Below are 23081 nucleotides of genomic sequence, written 5' to 3'. Positions count from 1 at the left end.
GTCAGGGAAGAAAGCTGGTATTGGAGTGACTCAGGCGGCGGCCACCGCATCGATAATTGTGTAATTCATCACCACGCGTCCCACTGTTGTAAGGATGTAGCGACTGATCAATGCTCCGTCTTCGTCGAAACGATCTCGGCGATAAGTCCACTGCTCAATGAGAGTGCCATCACTAAGTGATTCAGCCTTGAGAGGTTTGTCAATTTCATCTTCATCCTCTACCTCACCGTTGAAGCGAACCCAAACCCAGTCATGCAGTAGGAGTCTTTTATCTTCAAACGCATGGATGACGTCCTCTAAACCAGCATAGGTTCTGGATTGATCGCCAAACTCAGGAACAGAAGCTCCAGGCTTAATCGCCGTTAGGTAATAGGAGCCAAGCACCATGTCCTGGGAAGGCGTGATGATTGGATCGCCAGTGGCAGGTGAAAGGATGTTGTTGCTGGCCAACATCAACATTCGCGCTTCCGTCTGAGCCTCAATCGCCAAAGGCACATGAACAGCCATTTGGTCGCCATCAAAGTCTGCGTTAAAGGCAGGGCAAACCAACGGGTGAAGCTGAATGGCACGGCCAGCAACCAGCTTCGGTTCAAAAGCCTGTATACCCAGACGGTGCAGAGTTGGAGCGCGGTTTAACAGGATCGGGTGCCCCTCAATGACTTCCTGCAGCACCTGCATGACCTCATCATCAGCTCGCTGGATCAACTTCTTAGCGGCTTTGATGTTGTTAACAATGTTTTGACGAATCAGGCGATGGATCACAAAAGGCTGGAATAGCTCGATTGCCATCTCTTTAGGCAAGCCGCACTGATGCATCTTCAGCTTGGGGCCCACCACGATCACGGAACGACCGGAATAGTCGACCCGCTTACCTAACAAGTTCTGGCGGAAGCGACCCTGTTTGCCCTCAATGATGTCACTAAGTGACTTCAACGGGCGATTATTAGCACCAACAACAGTTCGACCACGACGACCATTATCGATCAGAGCATCAACTGCCTCTTGGAGCATCCGCTTCTCATTGCGAACGATAATCTCAGGAGCCAAGATTTCCTGAAGCCGCGCAAGACGGTTGTTTCGGTTAATCACCCGACGGTAGAGATCATTTAGATCGGATGTAGCGAAACGTCCACCATCTAGTTGCACCATGGGGCGCAAATCTGGAGGAATAACTGGAATTGCATCCAGCACCATCCACTCAGGCCTTGCGTTAGTGGCAATAAAGTTATCAATCACTCTCAAACGCTTAATCAACTTGGCCCGTTTCTGACCCTTGCTAGAGGAAATATCCTCTCTCAACTGTTCAGCAACCTCAGCCAAATTCAAATCTTCTAGCAATTGCTTTAGGGCTTCAGCACCGATGCCAACTATCGGCTCATTCTCAATCGTAGAATCTTCCGCATAGATCTCATCTTCGATCTCTAGCCACTCATCCTCAGTCAGTAACTGCTTATACTTGAGTTCTTTATGATCGCCAGGATCGAGCACGACATAACAGTTGAAGTAAACAATCTGTTCAACATCGCGTAGAGGCATATCTAACAAGATCGCCACATAACTAGGTATCCCTTTCAAATACCAAACGTGGGAGACAGGAGCAGCCAACTTGATGAAGCCCATGCGATGACGCCGGACCCGACTTTCAGTGACCTCCACGCCACAGCGCTCACAGACAATGCCACGGTGTCGAACCCGCTTATATTTCCCGCAATGACACTCCCAATCCTTTGAAGGGCCGAAGATCTTCTCGCAAAAGAGCCCGTCCATCTCAGGCTTAAGGGTGCGGTAATTGATCGTCTCCGGCTTCGTCACTTCACCCACTACCTGCCCATTAGGAAGTGTCCGCTGACCCCACTCCATCACCCGGTCTGGTGAAGCAAGTGTGATCTTGACGTAATCGAAGTGGTTCTCTGTACGGAGGTTGCTGTTAGTCATGAACGAATCGCAAACAGTTTGGGAAACGAAAAGCAGTTAGATAAGGCCGTTAATCTTCGTCGTAATCCGCTACTCCAAGGGATTCGTAAGTGGGTCGACTAGGAGTACTACGGCGAGGATTCACATCCTGCATCAGATCCACTTCTTTGCCTTCATCGGTATAAACAGCGATATCGAGCCCTAGAGACTGAAGCTCACGCATCAATACCTTGAAAGACTCGGGTGTCCCCGGCCTGGGGATAGGCTTGCCCTTGACGATTGCGTTGAGGGCTTCATTCCGACCCTGCATATCGTCTGATTTAACAGTAAGCAGCTCCTGCAGGGTGTAAGCGGCGCCATAGGCCTCAAGAGCCCACACCTCCATCTCACCTAAACGTTGGCCACCTTGTTGAGCCTTACCGCCAAGAGGTTGCTGGGTTACCAGTGAATAGGGACCTGTTGAGCGAGCATGGATCTTGTCATCAACCAAATGAACAAGCTTCAGAATCTGTGCATAACCAACGGTCACCGGCTGATCGAAAGGTTCACCCGAGCGTCCATCAATCAATTGAAGCTTACCAGGATTTTCAGGGTTGTAGACCCACTCCTTACCTGGCTGTTTGGCAGCTTCCTTGAGATAAGCCTCCACTGTCTGCTGGGACTTTTCAGCTCCATACATTTCATCAAAAGGCACCACCTTGACCCGACAGTCGAGATTGGCTGCTGCCCATCCCATTAAACACTCAAACACCTGACCCACATTCATCCGGCTGGGCACGCCCAAAGGATTCAAAACGATGTCAACTGGAGTGCCATCGGGCAGAAAAGGCATATCTTCGCGGGGAAGAATGCGACTGATGATGCCTTTATTGCCGTGGCGACCGGCCATCTTGTCGCCAACCTGGATCTTGCGACGCTGAGCCACATACACTCGAGCGACCATATTGGCGCCAGGGGGAAGCTCATCACCCTGTTCACGAGTGTAAATACGAACGTCCACAACTCGTCCTCGTTCAGTACTGGGAACACGTAGAGAGTTATCACGCACATCGCGCGCTTTTTCACCAAAAATGGCACGCAAAAGCTTCTCTTCTGGAGGCTGATCTGACTCACCTTTAGGTGTCACTTTGCCCACCAGAATGTCGCCGCTCTCGACAAAAGCACCGATGCGAATGATGCCCATTTCATCAAGATTGCCAAGGCTTTCCTCGGCAACATTGGGTATCTCCCTGGTGATCTCCTCGGGACCAAGCTTTGTCTGTCGTGCCTCGATCTCATACTTCTCGATATGCACCGAGGTGTAGAGGTCGTCCTTAACTAGGCGTTCGCTGACAAGAATAGCGTCCTCGTAGTTGTAACCCTCCCAAGGCATATAAGCGACCAAAACGTTCTGACCTAGAGCAATTTCACCGCCTTCACAAGCAGAACCATCCGCGAGAACCTGACCCACGATCACCGGATCACCCTGGCAGACAATCGGACGCTGATTGAGACAGGTGTCCTGATTTGAACGCTGATACTTCTGCAGGTAGTGGGTGTGATCAACCCCATCCTCATCCCGGACGATGATCGCAGTGGCATCCACGAATGTGACCATGCCATTGACACGGGAGATGGGCACCATCCCGGAATCACGAGCCACCTGAGTTTCGAGGCCCGTCCCCACCAAAGGCCGCTCAGGCCGCAACAGTGGTACGGCCTGCCGTTGCATATTTGATCCCATCAGAGCCCTATTGGCGTCATCGTGCTCGAGGAAAGGAATCAAGGAGGTGGCGACAGAGATCACCTGCACCGGCGAGAGCTGCACATAATCCACCTGCTCAGGTGGAACTTTTTCGAAGTCCTGGCGATAACGCACCGGAATTAATTCAGCGAGAATCTGTCCATCGGCATCAGTGGCCACATCACCAGGAGCTACACGACACTCATCCTCAAGATCGGCTGATAAATAGATGGGGTCTCCCTCCTTGATCAGGCGACCGTTCTCAACCTTCCAGAAGGGAGTCTCAATGAAGCCATACTGATTGACCCGAGCGTGGGTAGCCAGTGAATTGATCAAACCTGCATTCGGGCCTTCCGGTGTCTCAATTGGGCAGAGACGGCCATAATGGGAGGGGTGAATATCACGCACCGCGAAGCCAGCACGCTCCCTAGTTAGCCCCCCTGGCCCCAGAGCTGAGATACGACGTTTGTGGGTGAGCTCAGCCAATGGATTCGTCTGATCCATGAACTGACTCAGCTGACTGGAACCGAAGAACTCCTTGACAGCTGCAACGAGAGGCTTGGGGTTCACCAACTGAGCTGGCGTGAGCGAATCGGTCTCACCCACAGTCATCCGTTCTTTGATGATCCTTTCCAGGCGATTGAGACCAACCCGGACCTGGTTCTGCAAAAGTTCACCCACTGAACGCACTCGACGATTGCCTAGGTGATCAATGTCATCCAGGCTGGCACCACCCACATCAAGTTCTAAATTGATCAGATAATCAAGGGTTGAGAGCACATCCTCATGGGTGAGGGTACGCACCGTATCCGGGATTGTTAGACGCAGCTTTTTATTAATCTTGTAACGACCAACTCGGCCAAGGTCGTAACGCTTGGGATCAAAAAATCGGGTCTGCAGAAGCTGTTGTCCACCGCTTACTGAAGGAGGCTCACCAGGACGAAGCTTTTTATAAAGCTCAAGCAAAGCCTGATCCTCTGAACTAATTCCTTCCTCATTTGCAGCCTCAATAGACTTCTTGTAATACTCAGGGTGACGAAGCTTATCGATTACATCGTTATCTGATAGCCCCATGGCCCGCATTAAAACATGGGCATTAATTTTGCGTGTTTTATCAACACGCACATGCAGAAGGTCGTTTTTATCTGTTTCGAACTTTAGCCAGGCACCACGATTAGGAATAACACTGGCATTGTATGTTCGTCGTCCATTCTTATCCTGTTCATCCTTAAAATATACCCCTGGGCTACGCACAATCTGATTAACAATAACCCTCTCTGCACCATTGATAATGAACGTACCTCGCTCAGTCATCAGAGGAAGCTCGCCAATAAATACCTCCTGCTCTTTAATCTCACCTGTTTCCTTATTCACTAAGCGACAGGTCACATACATCTGTGATGCAAAAGTCGCATCACGGCGCTTGGCCTCTTCAACATCGTGGCGAGGCCGCTTCAATCGGTATTCATTGCCAACGAAGTGGAGCTCAAGCTTGCCTGTGTAGTCAGTGATCGGAGAAAAGCTATCCAACTCCTCGATCAAGCCCTCATCAAGAAACCACTTGAAGCTCGCCCGCTGAACTTCAACGAGATCAGGCAGGTAGGTGGCGGTCTTGGCGACCTGAATCGCGCTGCTGCTCATGCGGAGACCTGCAGTTGAGGAGTGAAATTGGAAGACCTGAACAATCGACGGGCCTAGATCCGAGTCGGCAGCCCAAAAGGAAGCGGCAGCAGCTCCTTGGCACAGGGAGCTGCTGCCGTACTTATGGGCTCAGAGATCTCGAGTCAAAAAGACTGACGTCAACAATGCACCAGAAGACAATGGGCGCTTCGGGCGGCAGGGAAGCAGAAAAACTGCATCATGGCCAGACCAGTCAACAATTTTACACTTGTAGGCCGCCAAACACCTGTCCAATGTCTTGAGATCAGGGCAAAGAGAACAATCGTCTTGCATTAGCCGTGCTACTGCTTGCGACTAAGGCCAAAGACTCCCCTCGAAGCTCAGCCACCCGAGAAGCCACCGCCTCGACGTAGGCAGGCTCATTGCGCTTACCCCTACGAGGCACTGGGGCCAGAAACGGGCAATCCGTCTCGACTAGAAAACGATTCTGCGGAACTTCGCGCGCGCAGGCGTGAATGGCCTCAGCCTTCGGGAAGGTGACTGTGCCACTGAAACTGATGTAAAGACCAAGATCCAAGCAGACCTCCATATCCTCTGTTGTGCCGCCCCAGCAATGCATCACCCCCCTAGGGCAACGACCCTCCTTCTGGCGCTGACGCAACTCCAACGTCATGGGATCAAATGCATCACGACAATGAATGATCACGGGTAGATCTAACTCCGTGGCCAAGTCCAACTGCGGTCTCAGCACAGCCAACTGCTGTTCAAGGTTTGAATCCCGGTAAAGATCAAGCCCCAGTTCACCAATAGCCACCACCCTTGGATCTTCAAGAGCTGCATCTCGCAAAAGCGACTGCGTCTGAGGATTCCAGTGCTGCGTGTCGAGGGGATGAACCCCCACTGAATAGCGCAGTTCAGGGAAACGATCCGCCAAAGCACGAATCGCAGGAATCTCTGCGGGTTCCACGCACGCATGCAGCAGACTCGCTACGCCGGCCTGTCGCCAGCGTGCAGCTACCTCATCGAGATCATCATCGAAATTGCGAAAGACGATGTGACAATGACTATCGATAAGAATCGGAGACGACACCAAAACCGAAAACGCATCTTTGGCCCCATTGTGCAGGCCTTTCCTCATCAAGGGAAAGAACAAGCCCTTTCACAATGGACCATGCCAAATCAGTCCTAAGTGCTTGGCGCCGGTTCAATCGCCTGCTTCACCGCTGCACTAAGACGAGACTTCTGATGGGCAGCGGTGTTGCGATGCAGAACTCCACGTTTCACCGCCTTATCAATTTTGCTGAAAGCCGAATCAATGCTGGCCTTTACATTCGCTTTAGCTGTCTCGCCAGGCTGCTGAGAATAATTACTACAAGCGCTGAAGCAACGCTTCATTAATGTGCGCATGGCCGATTTATACGACTTGTTCTCAAGACGGTTGCGCTCGGCAATCTGAACACGCTTCTTGGAAGACTTGTTATTGGCCACAGATGCTTGCGCTGATTCAATAATCCATCACAGTAACCCAGCACCAATTTTTTAGATGCCATTACAAGCGCTTTAAGACAAGCCAGAAGAGCAAGCCCTAACTTGATTTCAGATATTCAGGTTGCAGACTTTGACACAAAGCGGCCAGGCCGAGTCAGAGACTCCCTCAACCCTGATTCATTGTGTTCGGGATCGGCAACAAGCCAAGCTTGAACTAGAGCGGCTGGCCAACCGCTCTACCGGCAATTCTCAAAAGCAAGCCATGGCGACGGTGGAGGACATCCTCGACACCGTTCGCAGCCAAGGGGACCAAGCCCTGATGACCTTGACCGAGCGCTTTGACGGTTTTCGTCCAGAGCCATTGACCGTAGCTCCAGAAGAGTTGGAAGACGCCTGGCGAAAAACTCCCCAAAAACTTCAATCTGCTCTGGAGCTGGCCTATCGCCGTATCCAGGATTTCCATCAGCATCAACGACCGAATGACCTGATGGTGCAAGGCATCCACGGCGAACAATTGGGCCGCCGCTGGCGCCCTGTACAAAAAGCCGGGATCTACATCCCAGGAGGCCGAGCTGCCTATCCGAGCACAGTGCTGATGAATGCAGTCCCAGCCCAAGTAGCCGGCGTGGAGCAGCTGGTGATGACTTCACCCGCTGGAAGAGATGGTCAGATCAACAGAACCGTTCTAGCCGCCGCACACCTAGCAGGAATTCGTGAGGTCTTGCGTCTCGGTGGTGCCCAGGCCATCGCAGCCCTGGCCTTTGGCACTGAAACTGTGCCAAAGGTCGATGTGATCAGCGGACCCGGCAATCTCTACGTCACCCTTGCGAAAAAGGCCGTCTACGGGCAAGTGGGCATTGATTCGCTCGCCGGCCCAAGTGAGGTTTTAGTCATCGCCGACCAGAGTGCTCGTGCTGAGCAGGTGGCCGCCGACCTACTGGCCCAATCAGAACACGATCCACTTGCTGCTGCAGTACTACTCACCACCGAAGCAAGCCTCGCCGAACAGCTCCCATCCCATTTGGAGGCTCAGCTTAAGGGGCACCCTCGCGAGCAGATCTGCCGAGCTTCTTTAAGCAACTGGGGGCTGGTAGTGATCTGTGAAAACCTGGAAATATGCGTTCAACTCAGCGATCACTTCGCACCTGAGCACTTGGAGTTATTGGTCGAGCACCCGCACACCATTGCCGACCGCATCAAAAATGCCGGCGCCATCTTCATCGGCCCCTGGACCCCTGAAGCGGTAGGCGACTATCTAGCCGGACCAAACCACACACTACCGACATGCGGAACGGCCCGCTTTAGCGGCGCCCTGAGCGTGGAAACATTTCTGCGGCACACCTCTCTGATCGAATTCAATCGATCAGCCCTTGAGGCCACTGCTAACGCCGTAAGGGAATTGGCCAGCAGCGAAGGCTTGCACAGCCATGCTGAATCCGTGCGTATCCGCTTCGAATAACCCCTCTACTCACGGCGCTGTAGACGACGCACTCCCGCAACACCATCACTAATCTGGCCAACCAAAACTTCATCGGTGAGATTGACGAACAAACCGTTCTCCAAGACACCCGGAAGATTGTTAATTCGACACTCCAAATCCTCAGGGTCACCAATACCTCCGGCCATGCTCACATCCAAAACGAGATTGCCCTGATCGGTGACCACAGGACCAGCCTTGCACTGAGCCATACGCAAATCAGCAATACCGCCCAACTCAGCCAAGCGACCCTGCACCTGTCGCCAAGCACCAGGCAAGACCTCAACCGGAAGTAAAAAACCAAGATTGAGCCGATCAACAATCTTTGTGGAATCAACAACAACAACAAAGCGATCCGCTCTACTCGCGACAAGCTTCTCCTGCACATGGCAGGCCCCGCCACCTTTAATTAACTGAAAAGAGGGATCAACTTCATCAGCTCCATCGATCGCCAAGTCGATGCGATCCACGGCCGTGAGGTTACGCAAGGGAATCCCCAACTCCGCAGCCATCACTTCGCCTTGGAAAGAGGTGGTAACACCAACAATTTCCCGAAGCTCACCACTGGCCAGCTTGGCACCAAGAGCCTGGATCATCAGAGCTGCCGTCGAGCCTGAACCCAAACCAAGAACCATGCCATCTTTGATCTGCTCCACAGCGGCTGCCGCCACCGCTTGCTTCATCTGAGTTTGAAGGTCCGCCATCGTTTCTGAATCATCGGCGCGACGGTAGCAAGGGCAAGGGTTTCAACTAAGGCCAGGTAATGCGGCTGGATTAACCGAAAGGCTCATCTCTTGACCATTGCGCATGATCCTTAATGAGAAGGGGACACCGATCTCAGCCTGATCAACCTGTTTAAGCAGCGTTTGTGGATCAGAGACTGATGTTTCAGCTGCCGCAATCACAAGATCACCACGCCGCAAACCAGCTCGTTCCGCCGGGCTATCCGGCAAAACACTCTGCACAAGCGCCCCAAAGCGTTCGGGTAATTCCACCAGCGAATTCGGATCACGATTGTGCTCCCTGGCAATACGAGCTGTCAGCGGCACCAATTGGACACCCAAATAAGGATGCACCACCTCCCCACTGGTCAAAAGCTGCTCAGAAACATGTCGAGCCAAATTGATCGGAATAGCAAATCCCAAACCAGCGCCTGGACCAGAACGAACCAGTGTGTTGATACCGATCACCTCACCACGACCATTCACGAGTGGACCACCGGAATTGCCAGGGTTAATCGCGGCATCGGTCTGAATCAAATCCAGACGTTTATCAGAGAAGCCAAGGCTGCTGATATTGCGATGCAGGCTGCTAACAATGCCAAGGGTGACGGTGCGTTCAAGGCCATAGGGGGTACCAAGAGCGATCGCCCAATCGCCTACCTCAAGCGCATCAGAATCTCCAAGAGGGGCGGCCTCAGGACGTGTGCCCCCATCCAGTCGAACAAGAGCCAGATCAGTAACAGGATCCGTCCCAACAACCGAACCATCGTGTTGATCTCCATCGGCAAGGGTGACGCTGACCGCATCCACCCGTTCAACCACGTGGGCATTGGTCAGCACCAACCCCTCGTCATCGATCACGACACCCGAACCCTGACCCCGCTCACGCTCTGGCCCAATTCCTGGATCGCCCAAGAGATCTCTGAGCAAGGGATCAATCAGTGTGGGATCAAAGGGCTGACGTTGCACAGTGCGTTCCGTATCGATGCGAACCACTGCGGGCGCCACCTGACTTACCGCATCAGCAACGAAGTTATGGCTAGTCGTCCCATCTAAACCAGACAAAGCCCAAACAGGCTGAACCCCGGCTGCAAGAGGGAACAGCACGGACATCAAAAACAATCCCCAAAAGCGCTTCAAAACAATGCAACCCTGTTGCAGCAACAGTCTGAAAGAGATCATGACCGCGAGGCTAAGCCGAAACAGAGGAGCACGACAAAGCTGCGCAACCGATCTGCCAGAAGAATGCTGAAATCAATACTTTGCGTGCCTATGTGGTTGCTAATGATTTGAGGCCAAAAACCATTAGACCGGCTCCAACAAGAAATGATCAGCAGGCAAACTCCAGCAATTCAATGCTATATCGATAAAGCTACAGACAATCGTCAGCACAAAACCACCTGAAGACAAAAGCATTCGTTCTTCGATGGCAGAAGAAAAATGGCATCGAATCAGCCGAGCTATCTGCAGTTTAAGCAATAAAAGATCATACAAATCACTCCTGCCAAATAGGGCAAGTTGGATTTGGCCAAAAACGTAAGAGCTAGAAGGCATGGCAAAACTTAAGAAGGGATAACACACAGCAACCGTGATGAATAAAGGAGCAAAACTCGCATTAGTTACCCGCTAATATCAATCTCTATACATCAAGAGATATCGAAACAAAGGTCTGATAGAGATAAGATCTCCAAAGCAGAGTAGGACCGCCTAAAGACCATTAAGGGAAAAACCATCTCAAGCCAAGGTTGACACCATTCTGATAATTACTATAGCTATTGTCAGAATCATAACCAGCGTACTGAATACCAAAGTACTTCCAAGAAAGAGTTAATTGCGCTGAATTCCCAACTGTATAAGCAAGTCCTGCCTGAGCAGTTCCAGAGAGGTCCTTCTTGCCAGAAAGACCGAATCCTCCCGCATCCAACCTCATAAAAGCCTGCCATTCTGGGCTCATGGCATAGGTCGCCTGCATGCCAAGCAAAGGCTGAACCCAGGTGCGATCAATAGATCCGCTTGCACTCTTCTCCAACTCTGGTATTTCCTTCTTTGTTAACGTCCTGCCATTAACTTTCACATCCGCTGACAAAGACATATCCATATCCATGCCTGCATCAATGACTCGTGCGCCAACAAAGCCTATAAAAGTTGAGTCGCCTGTTTTCATGACTGGCTGTTCAATGGCACCAAGGCGATAGCGCAGAGCAAGATCAACTACAGACTGATTGAAATCTGTAGTTGATTTACTATTAAGCCTCAGGCCATCAATTGGAGGATTAAGCTCTTCACCATCAAAGCTATTTGTACCGCTCTGGTCCTCAGAAGACGTGCCATAAATAATCCCAGCCATGAAACCTAGTCGCCCATACTCCACAGAAGCTCTTCCTGTAAAAAGTCCTGTAACCGTAGCCAAAACATCGGCAAGGCTCGAGTTTATAGGCGCAGTGTTTCCATTGATTGTGATGTCTCCAGTGGTCGATAATGGCAGGAATCCATAAAGGTCTAAATACACTCTCCAATCATCCTCTTCCAATACATCCTCATTTTCTTCAACCACCTCATCATCATCAATCTGATCTGGTTCAATCGAAACCAAGACCTGACCCTGATCAGGATTGCGCTCATACAGAGATTGCTCTGCAAAGGCCTCAGAAGACAATATTGAAAAAGTAGAAATTGCAATCAGTGCTATTAAGGGTCGTGAAGGCATCATGTTTTTGTATTAGTAGGGAGGGTAATCAAAAGAATACTTTTAGCTACCAGTTGGGAATAGGAACTGTACCTGAGTACGGATCGTAAATTCACCTTGAAGCTTTTCTCCAAAGATTTCCGGCCTTACAGCATTCCAATAAGCACTTAGCGAAGCATTAACAGGTTGATCACCAATTTTAAAGACCCTACCTATCCCAGCTCCAATAGGAACCATCCAACCCTTACCATCATCAGCATTCCAATCATTCGTGATCACTGGTGAACTCGTGATGTACCAACCCTTCGGCATGTTGTAGTTAAGAAATGGCTGGATCAAAAGCTTATTCACATCTTTGCCTCCACGTCCTGAAAAGGACCAGACATTATTAGCAAGACCTCCTAGAACCCATGGGCCTTTGGTATAGACCACAACTGCTGAAGGCCCAGCACTCCAACGCTGAGAACTGATGCGAATATCGGTCGCCGATGGAATCATCAAAGTTGGACCAAGGCCGATCGTAAGATTCCCCTTAAGAGTTGGTACAAAGAAAACACTCGGATTGATATCTCCTATGGCTGTAAAGTCCACTCCGTCAGCCCATGGCTGATTGACAATTGGCACAATCGTTCGTGTGACCAAGGTGAGATCATCACTGATCTTGAATGGCACAACAGGCTGCACATTGACAACATTTTGCGTGCGATTATCACGTGCTGACGGGTCAATTAATGAAGGTGCCCATTGAGTTCCAGGCGTAGCATTCCACTGAATCGGGAAGCTGATCATGCTCGCAATCGGATTCTGGGCTTGCTTGGCCAAATCTTCCGTGTTGCCTTGATCTGCTCCAGCCTCTAGGTTCGCTTGTGAGCTCGATTCAGGGTCTACAGAATCTGCTTGAGCGATCTCCTCTTGAATGGTTAATGCCGAGAAATCAAATGGCTGCTCAGTATCAATATCATGATGCTCAGCAAAAGACGGTTGCATGACCATGGCACTGAGGGCAGCTCCTGCAGTCAGCACACAGCGTCTTAGTGGCAATGCTACTGGAGCAATTCTGACCATTGGTTAAAAAGATTTTGAGAATGTTATCCCCTCTTTTAAAAGAAAATTCCTATTAAGCGTTAAGAAAAAGTAATGAATCAAACCAGCAATCCAGAACCCATCACTGATCACCTCCCCAGAATGCTCCCGTCAATAAATAGCGAAGAATAAATGACTCTTATGCTTCATTTTTGATAGCAAATAAGACGAAACCCATCAGCGCGTCAAGGCATCATGAGAAAGTGATATCATCCTAGCATTGTTCAGGCATGGATGAGATCATTAAACAAGTTGCATACCCTAGTCTCTTCAATAACTTGAGAACGACTTCTTTCGATCAAAGCCTTGCATTTTTTTGAAATTTAGCAACAAGTCGACCTGGATGCACAAACAGCTATGGACTTATCCCTGTTAAATGGTGATCACCAATAAAAAATCTCCCACTTCAAAGCAAACATGAAATTCAGAATGCTTCTTTGGCTTGCATGTATCATAAGTTTCACAGCAACATCTGCCACCAACGCAGAAGAGATTAATCGCCGGCGACTTCCGATCGCAGATCCATATCCTCAGAAAGTTGTCGAGCGCTTACCAAGTCAAGTCAAAATGCCACGACAACATGTCGTCGAGGCACCCAAAGGAGCACCCAATGTTGTTGTCATCTTGTTGGATGATGTTGGCTTTGGTGCTCCTTCGCCCTTTGGCGGAGTGGTGCAAATGCCGGCCCTACAGGAACTAGCAAACAATGGCCTGAGTTATAACCGATTTCATACTTCAGCCCTATGTGCACCTACACGAGCTGCTCTTAAAGCTGGCCGTAATCACCATGTGATGAACATGGGTTCCATCCCTGAAATTGCGACTGGATATGCGGGCAATACCACATTTGTGCCTAACTATGCCGAACCTGTAGCCGAGATCCTCAGGCTCAATGGCTACAACACAGGCGCTTTTGGTAAATGGCATGAAACCCCTGGTCGTGAGACCACTGCTGCGGGCCCACAAACCCGATGGCCAACAAGGCAAGGATTTGAAAAATTTTATGGCTTCATCGGCGCAGAAGAAAATATGTATGAGCCTTCACTTCACGATGGGGTCACAATCATTGATTACCCAGATCGAGAGGATTACCACTTCCTTGAAGACATGACAGATCAGGCTATTGCCTGGATGCGCCAACAACAGGGACTGCGCCCAGACAAGCCTTTCTTTATCTATTATGCATCTGCTGGCTCACATGCACCACACCATGTAAGACCTGAATGGATTAAAAAGTACAAGGGAAAGTTTGATAAGGGCTGGGATATTATTCGAGAAGAAACGCTCGCAAATCAGATCGCAAAAGGTGTTGTACCCCCAAACACACAACTGGCAAAAAAACCAGCAAGTGTGCCGAACTGGGATGATCTTAGTGATGTACAAAAACGCATGTTTGCAAGACAAGCAGAGGTGTTCGCAGCTTTTACAGAATACACAGACTATCAAGCTGGGCGACTGATCCAAGCCATTGATGAGCTTGGTGAACTTGACAACACGCTGGTTATTTATATCAGTGGTGATAACGGCACAAGCTCAGAAGGGAACCAAACCGGCAACTGGAACTGGGGGCACATGTTTAACGGCATCCCTGAAACACTTGAGGCTCAGTTAGAGCATTATGACAATTGGGGTGATAAAAACACCTATCCACATATGGCAGTCGGCTGGGCGATTGCCTTTGATACTCCATTTGCATTTACCAAACAAATTGCCGGGGATTTTGGCGGTACACGCAATGGCACTGTGATTCATTGGCCTGAGGCCATCAAATCAAAAGGAGAGATACGCGATCAATTCTCCCATGTGATTGATGTTGCGCCAACGATCCTTGAAGCTGCTGGCTTACCCATGCCTGAACAGATCAATGGGATTGCACAAATCCCGATGCAAGGAACCAGCCTTGTTTATTCTTTCGATAATGCTGATGCACCTGAGCGTCACAAGGTTCAATATTTTGAAGTTGTTGGTAATCGTGGAATCTATCAAGATGGCTGGATGGCAAGAGCCACCGTTGGCCTACCATGGGAAGCACCCAAGAAGATGCATAGCGTCGCCAAAGATGATGGATGGGAGTTATACGACACGCGCAATGATTTCAGCCTAGCTAACAACCTGGCAACTCAGTATCCAGAACGGCTCGAGGCAATGAAACGACTCTTCTTGAAAGAAGCAATCGCCAATCAAGTGCTTCCCTTAGATGATCGGCTGTTGCAACGTTTAGTGCCTTCTGTTGCAGGCCGGCCAACGATAATGGGCTCGTCGAGGACAAAACTTGATCTCTACCCAGGCTCCTGGGATCTTGTTGAGGATGCCATCCTCAATGTCAAGAATGTTTCCAACAGCATTACAGCCAAGGTCGACATTGACTCAAGCCAAGATGCCAACGGCGTGATCATGGCCCAAGGGAGCCGCTTTGGCGGATGGTCACTTTATGTAGAAGATGGTTATCCGGCCTATGCCTATAACTACCTGGGCAATCTTCATACCTTCCGCAGTAACAAGAAAATCTCTTCTGGCAGCAACAAGATTCGCTTTGAGATGGATTACGACGGGGGAGGCGCTGGTAAGGGTGCAGATGTGCGCCTGCTAGTTGATGACAAAGTCACATCAACCGGCAGGGTTCATGCAACCGTTGGCACACGTTTTTCGATTGACGAAGGTGCTGATGTTGGCATGGATCGTGGGTCACCTGTTGCTCAACGAGTGATTGGGGATCAGCGGTTCAGTGCCTTCAATGGGACCATCAACAAGGTGACATTAGAGATCTATCCACAGTGACATTGGTTGGGCACTATGAATTTGCTCATACTTAGCCATCTTGGCTTTTAGGCAACAATAAAGATGGACACATTTCCACCTGCAGACTTTAATTGTGACCACATCTTTGCCAGTAGAGATGGTAACCATCCCCGCAGGGCTCTATCGAGTTGGCTGTGATCGCTGCTATCCGGATGGTTCAGTTCGCTGCTATCCGGAGGAAACACCCGCGCGAGAAGTGCAGCTTGACTCATTCCAGATCGACGTAGGGCCAGTCACAAATGCCCAGTTCCGAGCTTTCGTTAGCGCCACGCAGCATCTCACAGTCTCGGAGCTACCACCTGATCCAACGCTCTATCCCGATCTAGCGCCCGAGGAACGCATCCCTGAATCAGTTGTCTTTCAACCGCCTCCAGCAACGGTGGATCGCAGCAAACCCTTGAGCTGGTGGACCCTCATGGCTGGGGCTGATTGGCGTCATCCCCAAGGACCCGAAAGCACGATCGATGGCCTTGATGATCACCCTGTCGTGCATGTCGCCTATGCCGACGCCATCGCCTATGCCCATTGGGCTGGCAAGCGTCTCCCCTCTGCTGAAGAGTGGGAAGTCGCCGCCCGCGGAGGTCTTGTCGATGCCCAATACGCCTGGGGGAATGAACTCACTCCCAACAACCGCTGGATGGCGAACATCTGGCAAGGTCCTTTCCCTTGGCACAACGAGGAGCTAGACGGCTGGTTCTGGACCTCGCCCGTTGGCAGCTTTCCTGCCAACGGCTATGGACTCTTGGATGTTTGCGGCAATGTGTGGGAATGGACCAACTCTGTTTATCCCGTGGCGTCAGGCCACCAGGAACGGCGAACTATCAAAGGCGGATCGTTTCTCTGCGCAGATAATTACTGCGTCCGCTATCGCCCCTCTGCACTACAAGGCCAGACAGTAGACACTGCAACGTGTCATATGGGCTTTCGCTGTGCAAAAGGAGGGCCTTGATTGCTAACTCACTTAGAGAGCATCAACCCCATCACTAGGTCAAATTTCAACTGCAATCGTAAGCAGTTCGCAACAAAAGATGAATCCAGGTCAGTCAGTTTTCATAACAAAATTCCATAGGCTCACTCTTATTTGTGCATACAAAGTAAACTTGGATGATCTACTAATTGGCATTTTAATGAAGACACGAGGTATCGCGTTTGTGGGCTCTTTATTCGCATTAGCTGCCTTAACAGCCCAGCCACTCTCAGCAGAGACCTCCATGGAGTCGGTTGTACGCAGTGGCAAGCTGAACGCGGTAGTCATTGGTGACGAGCTGCCTTTTGCTAGCAAGAGCGACGCCGGCTTCAAAGGCCTAGCAATCGATGTTGTTGCAGCTGTCAAAAATGAACTTCAGGCATTTGCAGGCAAGCCGATCAGGCTTAATGCCTTACAGGTGAACTCAGTACAGGACGCAAAAGATGCCCTGCTTAGCGGCAAAGCAGACATCGCCTGTGGTGTTGCCTACTCCTGGGAAAGGGCAATGCTTGTTGACTACACCATCCCGTTTGCCTTGGGCGGGGTGAGGGTACTAGCTCCTACCGGCAATGATGGCACTCCCGCATCTCTTGCAGGCAAGACTGTTGGGGTCATTAAAGACACCGTTGCTGCACAAACTCTCGCGACAGCAGCCCCACAAGCGAATTACGTCTCCTACGACTCTCCAGCAGCAGCTCTTGCCGCCATGCGCTCTGGCTCTGTTGACATCCTCGGTGGAGACAGTCTCTGGCTCAAAGCCAATAAAGCCAGGGTGGCAGCAAACGCCGATATCGTGCCAATCGTTCCATACGGCCGCTCAGGTGTCGGCTGCATCATTCCAGAAAACAACTCCACAATGCTGAATTACAGCAACATCGCCATCGGCAAGATCTTGCAGGGCTATGTGAATGATGTTGCCCCTGTTCAAGCCATGGTCAATCGCTGGATTGGTCCAGGAAGTGCCGTTAACCTCAAGCAAGACTTGATCAAGGCCTACTACGCCACAGTCTTATCTACCGCTGCTCAACTATCTTTGCGTTGATCACTTGAAGCTGCTAATTCCAATCCTTCACATCCTCTTTTCTACAAACCCATGACACCTCGCTCTCTACTCGGCATATATGTGCTTCTGGCTTCATCAGCTGTTGTCATTCAGTCTGCTGAAGCTGCCGTTTACAATAAGCCTAACCTTTCAAATCCCATCGAAGCGAAAATTCAAACCGTTCGAACTGGCAGCTGGAAAGCATTACTTCAAGAGAATCAATCAAGCTCAAATGAAGGAAATGTTGCTCGAGCCTGGGGCAACGGTGGTGGCCGCGCATGGGGGAATGGTGGCGGTAGGGTTGTTCGCCGAGGATGGGGTAATGGCGGAGGATGGGGTAATGGCGGAGGATGGGGTAATGGCGGAGGCGGCTGGATGAATGGCGGCTACGGGGGCCGTGGCTTTGCTAATTGGTAACGATTAATACCACCCAGTCACGCGATGTCGACCAAGACAATGACCCTCATCAATGCTTTGGTCGATGCATTGATCAGCATTAGTACTGAATGAAACTGCACCACTAATGTAGTCATTACAGCATGGCAACTCGCTCTCTCATCAGCCTATATGCGCTACTAGCAACTTCTGCTGTAATCACACAATCTGCAGAGGCTGCAGTTTACAGTCAACCAAATGCTTGCAATCCAATTGAAGCGAATATCCAAGACATTCGCAACGGTAGTTGGAGCTTATTTCTAAGACCTAATAATATAATATTTGGCCAAAATGATCAGGCACGCTCCTGGAAAAATGGTAGTGGGGGTTTCTTGAACTGGTGAAAAGACAACATTCATCTCAATGACAACAGCAAGTCCTGACATCAGTCGCTTCGGTCCAATCGGGCTGGTAGTTGTTCAGTCCACCTCTCTATGCAATCTGGACTGCTCATACTGCTATCTGCCAGATCGTAAGAGCCGCAAGATCTTTAATCTTGAGCTTTTGCCTTTACTGATGCAAAGGATATTCGAAAGCCCCTTCTTTGGTGAAGAGCTAAGCCTGGTGTGGCATGCAGGGGAGCCACTGACCCTACCCTGCAGCTACTACGACAGAGCCACACAATTAATCAACGAAGCTGTAGAAAAATGGACTAATGGAACAGTTCATGTTGAACAGCATGTACAAACTAATGCCACACTGATCAACGATGCCTGGTGTGAATGCTTTCGCAGGAATCAGATCATTGTTGGCATCAGCGTGGATGGCCCCAAAGACATACACGATGCCAACCGTTGCTTCCGTAATGGGGAAGGCTCTCATGTCCACTCAATGCGAGGCATCGAAGCACTCAAGCGAAACAAAATCCCATTTCATGCGATTGCTGTTGTAACTGCAACAGCAATGGATCATCCAAATGAGATATATCAATTTTTTCGTGACAATGAAATTCATTCTGTTGGCTTCAATGTTGAAGAGCAAGAAGGTGAGCATACAAGTTCATCCATGCAAGGTTACGAGCGTGAAGAACAATACCGTCAGTTCCTAGGAAGCTTTTGGCAGTTAAGTGAGCAGGATGGTTTCCCTGTTGTACTGAGGGAGTTTGATCAAGTGATCAGTCTGATTCGTGAGAATCGGCGGCTTAATCAAAATGAACTCAATCGACCTTATTCAATTCTGAGTGTCGATTGGCAGGGTAATTTTTCAACCTTTGATCCTGAACTCCTTTCAGTCTCATCAAAGCTTTATGGCACATTTGATCTTGGTAGCATCCGCAAGATTTCGCTAATAGAAGCAGCTAAGACCGAGCGATTTCAAACATTATGGAAGGATATGCTGTCTGGCGTGCAACGCTGTGAGAAAGAATGCAACTACTTCGGCTTCTGCGGAGGCGGCATGGGAAGCAATAAGTTCTGGGAACACGGAAGTCTCAATTGTAGCGAAACAAATGCTTGTCGCTTCAACAATAAGATACCTGTAGATGTGCTATTAGATCGCTTTAAATCTAGCCCTCCAATAGACAACGAAACTCCTTTTTAACTCAAGCAATATTAGAGCGGCAAGAGTTGCAGTTTGTACTGATTAGAGCGACGCCCAAGTCATACTAAAAAATTTATCAGTACAATAAATAGATATGAAGAGCGATTGAATCATGATTAATCCATTCACTCAGGCTATCTGTAATCGCAGAATCTCTACGATCATCTCTGGGATATTAATGAGCACATTGGCGAATGGATTGTCAAGCCCAATGGGATTTGCAGAGACAACTGCATCAAAAAAAGTATCCCAGAATTTCACGACTCCAATACCCTCAGGAATTCTCACGCCAGACACCGTAAAGACGAGTGCTGGAACATTCAGATTTTTCGACGGCATGCCTGATAAAGAGACGGTTCGGAAAAGTTTTGAAAATCTCAAGTTCATTCGTGGCTATGAGACATTTCTGACCTTGATGCCAGCAGCAAGCATTGAAATGCTTCGCCATGGTCATGCAGAAGTAGGAGTCGATAACCACACGAAGGTGGCATTGATGGCCCCCTTGAACTCGAATCCTCTGTTCCTGACAGGCAATACCGACACCGTCTACGGATCGACGTTCTTCAACCTGAAGCAGACAGGGCCTCTGGTGATCGAGATCCCTGCCGGGCTTGGTCCAGGAACCATTAATGATGCCTTCTTCCGCTTTGTTGCTGATACTGGAGCTCCTGGGCCCGATAAGGGAAAAGGAGGAAAGTATCTCATCCTGGGGCCAGATGATGCTGAGCCAAATAATGCTGACGGCTATTTTGTTTTTCGTTCTCCTACGTATTCAAATTGGTTAATTCTTAGGGCTTTTCTTGATTCCAAGGGTAAGCCTGATCAAGCAATCGCTAATTATGAAAATGGTTTGCGTCTTTATCCCTATTCACAAAGGGACAACCCGGCTCAGATGAGCTTTATTCAAGTTGGCGAAAAGGTTTTCAATACAGTTCATGCCAATAATTTTGAGTTCTTTAATGAGCTCAATACCGTCATTCAGCGTGAGCCCGTTGCTTTCCTTGATCCTGAGCTAAGGGGATTGGCATCTGCTATCGGATTGGAAAAAGGCAAACCTTTTTCTCCGTCTCCAGAAGACAAAGAGATCCTAGAGGAAGCAATTCAAGTTGGTGTTGCCTACGTGCGCTCCGATATGGGTAAGCCCCGCAATCAGGATGTTTACTTCTATCAAGGCAAACAGTGGTTTACACCTTTTGGGGGTGGAAGTCATGAATGGCTTGTTGATAATGGTGCAGGTGGTCGAAATTTGGATGCGCGCAATAATTTCTTTTGGGGCTACACAGTGAATACACCAGCGATGGTGTTGCAGATGATTGGGGCTGGGTCGCAATATGGCGTTGTGGCCACTGATGCTAATAGTCGTTATCTCGATGGAAGCAAAACTTACAAGTTCACGATTGATAAGGATGTGCCTGCGAAAGACTTTTGGTCGATGGTCGCTTACGACCCGCAGACACGGTCTGAGCTGCAGACTGGCCAGCTCTTGCCAAGCAAAAACAGTGTCCGAAATCAGGATTTAGACGTGAACGCTGATGGCAGTATTGACCTCTATTTCGGCCCCAAATCCCTCACGGGGAAAGAAGCCAATTGGATTGAAACTGTTCCTGGTAAGGGCTGGTTTGCTGTGTTTCGTCTCTACGGACCGCTGCAACCTTGGTTCGACAAAATTTGGCAGCTCAATGACATTCAACTGATGGAATAATCCCAGCCTAATTTTACTAATTTCTTCTAATTAAATCCATGAAATTTTTTAAATCTTCTCTCGCCTCTGCTCTTCTTTTGGCTAGTACTTGTCTGGCTGTTCAAGCCCAAGATCTTAAAGCGAGTGGATATAACATGCCAATCCCTGAGGATGTTCTGACTCCAGATCGTGTCAAAACAAGGCTTGGATTATTTAATTACTTCGATGGTTTTCCTGATGACGAAACCATGAGTCTTGCTCGCCGGCAGGTTGATTTAGGCCGTGGTGTGCAGACATTCCTCAATTTCATGCCAGCAGCGTCTCTAGAGATGCTCTACGTGGGGCATCGTGATGGCTATGGCATGAAGCCAAATCAGGACATCGGCATCTTTGATGAGCTGATGAGTTCCAAGTCTCTTTGGCTCACTGGTAATACCGATACGGTTTACGCCTCGACTTTTCTCGATCTCAGTGATGGTCCGATCGTGGTGGAAGTCCCACCCGGTACCGGACCGGGAACCATTAATGATGCCTTCTTCCGCTTTGTGGTTGATATGGGAGGCCCCGGCCCCGACAAGGGCAAGGGCGGTAAATATCTGATTCTTGGGCCAGGTCAAGAGGCTCCTGCGACGACCGATGGATTTTTTGTGGCAAAGACCCCCAGCTACATCAACTGGTTGATTCTTCGTGGTTTTCTCGATGAGGAAGGCAAGACTGATACAGCACGAGACAGCTTCAAAAATTGCTTGAAGGTTTACCCCTATGCCATGCGGGCAAACCCTCAAGCCAACAATTTCAAGAACCTTACCGACTGGACGGTGAATACCATTCATGCCAATAATTTCAGGTTTTACGAGGAACTCAATGAGGTGATCCAGCGTGAACCTTCAGAGATGTTCTCCCCAGAGCTGCTGGGTATGGCGTCAGCCATTGGCATTCAGAAAGGCAAACCTTTTGCCCCGGATGCTGAGCAGAAAGCGCTGCTCACTGAAGCTGTAGCCATCGGGAATGCCACTGCCCGTTCGATCCTGTTTTCTCCTCAGGATCCAAAGGCTTACATCTACCCAAGTAGGGATGGTTACTGGCAAACCGGCTTTCCCGGAGGTAGTCACGAGTACCTCGTGAACAAGGGAAATGGTGGGCGCGATATGGATGGACGCACCCTTTTCTTCTATCTCGCCACGGTGAATACCCCGGCGATGGCGCTTGAGCTGCCTGGCGTGGGATCTCAGTACGCCTTCTCCTCGCGTGACAGCAACGGTGCATACCTCGATGGAGCCAACACCTACAAACTCACAGTTCCGGCTAATGCTCCCGCCAATCGCTTCTGGTCGTTTGTGGTTTACGACCCCCAGACCCGTTCGATGCTGCAAAGCAAGGAGTCGCCTTATCCAAGCAAAAACAACAAACGCAACCAAGACATGCTGGTTAATGATGATGGTTCCGTAGATCTTTACTTCGGGCCCAAAGCGCCAGAAGGGAAAAAGGCAAACTGGATCAAAACCATCCCCAGTAAAGGTTGGTTCGGGATCCTGCGGCTCTATGGTCCACTTGATCCCTGGTTCAATCAAACCTGGAAGCTGGGAGCCATCAAAAAAATGAACTGATTGCCAAAACGGATTGCCAAAACGTTGATCGTTCAGGCAACTGAGGTTGATTTGAGTAGGGCATAGTACTGGTTATCATTCTTAGCAAGTTACTGATCAAGCGAACTGAACTTTGGCCCCAATATCTTCATGCACCGTGAGCAAAGCTGCTCAGATCGCATCAGCATGTCACGAATGATAATCATCGGAGGGACTCGCGCAGCGGCTTAACCATCACCAGCGGTCAAAACAGGTTATACACTGATTTATACGCTCAGTATTGCAAGCAAACTAATGGACTTGCCTAAACAACCCATTG

18 protein-coding genes are annotated in these 23081 nt (G+C 49.7%); 9 read left to right on the top strand and 9 right to left on the bottom strand.

Annotation, left to right across the window (positions count from 1 at the left end; genetic code table 11):
• Positions 1–30: 30 nt before the first annotated feature.
• The 4 genes from PMIT1303_RS02855 to rpsT all read right to left on the bottom strand — a co-directional run bounded on the left by PMIT1303_RS02855 (position 31) and on the right by rpsT (position 6745).
• On the bottom strand, positions 31–1935 hold the full coding sequence (locus tag PMIT1303_RS02855) for a DNA-directed RNA polymerase subunit gamma (RefSeq protein ID WP_063397426.1): 1905 nt from the start codon (positions 1933–1935) through the stop codon (positions 31–33).
• Positions 1936–1984: 49 nt separating this feature from the next.
• Complete coding sequence (gene rpoB / locus PMIT1303_RS02850; protein WP_011825113.1) at positions 1985–5278, bottom strand: DNA-directed RNA polymerase subunit beta; 3294 nt, start codon at positions 5276–5278, stop codon at positions 1985–1987.
• Positions 5279–5561: 283 nt separating this feature from the next.
• A complete protein-coding gene (locus PMIT1303_RS02845) occupies positions 5562–6395 on the bottom strand; it encodes a TatD family hydrolase (RefSeq protein ID WP_011825112.1) in 834 nt (277 codons plus the stop codon).
• Positions 6396–6442: 47 nt separating this feature from the next.
• Positions 6443–6745: a 30S ribosomal protein S20 gene (rpsT, locus tag PMIT1303_RS02840; RefSeq protein WP_011825111.1), complete on the bottom strand. Its 303-nt coding sequence runs from the start codon at positions 6743–6745 to the stop codon at positions 6443–6445.
• A 130-nt stretch (positions 6746–6875) separates the two neighbouring features.
• Between rpsT and hisD the strand changes: the two genes are divergently transcribed.
• The gene (gene hisD / locus PMIT1303_RS02835) at positions 6876–8204 is read left to right on the top strand and encodes a histidinol dehydrogenase (RefSeq protein ID WP_063397441.1); all 1329 of its coding nucleotides are present in this window, start codon (positions 6876–6878) and stop codon (positions 8202–8204) included.
• A gap of 5 nt (positions 8205–8209) precedes the next feature.
• Here hisD and rpiA read toward each other — a convergent pair whose 3' ends face one another.
• The 4 genes from rpiA to PMIT1303_RS02810 form a co-directional block, all read right to left on the bottom strand.
• On the bottom strand, positions 8210–8926 hold the full coding sequence (gene rpiA, locus PMIT1303_RS02830; RefSeq protein ID WP_011825109.1) for a ribose-5-phosphate isomerase RpiA: 717 nt from the start codon (positions 8924–8926) through the stop codon (positions 8210–8212).
• A gap of 42 nt (positions 8927–8968) precedes the next feature.
• On the bottom strand, positions 8969–10126 hold the full coding sequence (locus tag PMIT1303_RS02825) for a trypsin-like peptidase domain-containing protein (protein WP_156486886.1): 1158 nt from the start codon (positions 10124–10126) through the stop codon (positions 8969–8971).
• Positions 10127–10661: 535 nt separating this feature from the next.
• Positions 10662–11654 carry a hypothetical protein gene (locus tag PMIT1303_RS02815; RefSeq protein ID WP_063397424.1) on the bottom strand — a complete coding sequence of 331 codons (993 nt, stop codon included), beginning with the start codon at positions 11652–11654 and terminating at the stop codon, positions 10662–10664.
• 39 nt (positions 11655–11693) lie between these two features.
• Positions 11694–12695, bottom strand: a complete 1002-nt coding sequence (locus tag PMIT1303_RS02810) for a hypothetical protein (RefSeq protein WP_063397423.1) — start codon at positions 12693–12695, stop codon at positions 11694–11696.
• Between the two features lie 585 nt (positions 12696–13280).
• Here PMIT1303_RS02810 and PMIT1303_RS02805 point away from each other — a divergent pair.
• The 6 genes from PMIT1303_RS02805 (at position 13281) to grrM (ending at position 19495) form a co-directional block, all read left to right on the top strand.
• Positions 13281–15491: an arylsulfatase gene (locus tag PMIT1303_RS02805; RefSeq protein WP_231901262.1), complete on the top strand. Its 2211-nt coding sequence runs from the start codon at positions 13281–13283 to the stop codon at positions 15489–15491.
• Between the two features lie 94 nt (positions 15492–15585).
• The gene (locus tag PMIT1303_RS02800; RefSeq protein ID WP_011130884.1) at positions 15586–16461 is read left to right on the top strand and encodes a formylglycine-generating enzyme family protein; all 876 of its coding nucleotides are present in this window, start codon (positions 15586–15588) and stop codon (positions 16459–16461) included.
• 178 nt (positions 16462–16639) lie between these two features.
• Positions 16640–17521 (top strand): extracellular substrate binding-like orphan protein GrrP, encoded by an 882-nt coding sequence (grrP, locus tag PMIT1303_RS02795; protein ID WP_063397439.1) that lies wholly within the window; start codon positions 16640–16642, stop codon positions 17519–17521.
• 51 nt (positions 17522–17572) lie between these two features.
• Positions 17573–17938 carry a GrrA/OscA1 family cyclophane-containing rSAM-modified RiPP gene (gene grrA / locus PMIT1303_RS02790; protein WP_011825101.1) on the top strand — a complete coding sequence of 122 codons (366 nt, stop codon included), beginning with the start codon at positions 17573–17575 and terminating at the stop codon, positions 17936–17938.
• A 122-nt stretch (positions 17939–18060) separates the two neighbouring features.
• Entirely contained in the window at positions 18061–18300 is a 240-nt protein-coding gene (gene grrA, locus PMIT1303_RS02785; protein WP_063397420.1) for a GrrA/OscA1 family cyclophane-containing rSAM-modified RiPP, read from the top strand.
• Positions 18301–18319: 19 nt separating this feature from the next.
• Complete coding sequence (gene grrM, locus PMIT1303_RS02780) at positions 18320–19495, top strand: cyclophane-forming radical SAM/SPASM peptide maturase GrrM/OscB (protein WP_063397419.1); 1176 nt, start codon at positions 18320–18322, stop codon at positions 19493–19495.
• A 129-nt stretch (positions 19496–19624) separates the two neighbouring features.
• Here the strand turns inward: grrM and PMIT1303_RS13920 are convergent, their stop codons facing one another.
• Positions 19625–19834 (bottom strand): hypothetical protein, encoded by a 210-nt coding sequence (locus tag PMIT1303_RS13920; protein WP_231901272.1) that lies wholly within the window; start codon positions 19832–19834, stop codon positions 19625–19627.
• Here PMIT1303_RS13920 and PMIT1303_RS02775 point away from each other — a divergent pair.
• On the top strand, positions 19833–21197 hold the full coding sequence (locus PMIT1303_RS02775; protein WP_369818697.1) for a DUF1254 domain-containing protein: 1365 nt from the start codon (positions 19833–19835) through the stop codon (positions 21195–21197). The two genes, PMIT1303_RS13920 and PMIT1303_RS02775, sit on opposite strands and share 2 nt — an antisense overlap.
• Positions 21198–21235: 38 nt before the next feature.
• Positions 21236–22783, top strand: a complete 1548-nt coding sequence (locus PMIT1303_RS02770; protein WP_063397417.1) for a DUF1254 domain-containing protein — start codon at positions 21236–21238, stop codon at positions 22781–22783.
• Positions 22784–23081: the final 298 nt, after the last annotated feature.

The organism is Prochlorococcus sp. MIT 1303 (assembly GCF_001631965.1).
GTDB lineage: Bacteria > Cyanobacteriota > Cyanobacteriia > PCC-6307 > Cyanobiaceae > Prochlorococcus > Prochlorococcus marinus_D.
This window is presented reverse-complemented; position numbering and strand designations above follow the sequence as displayed.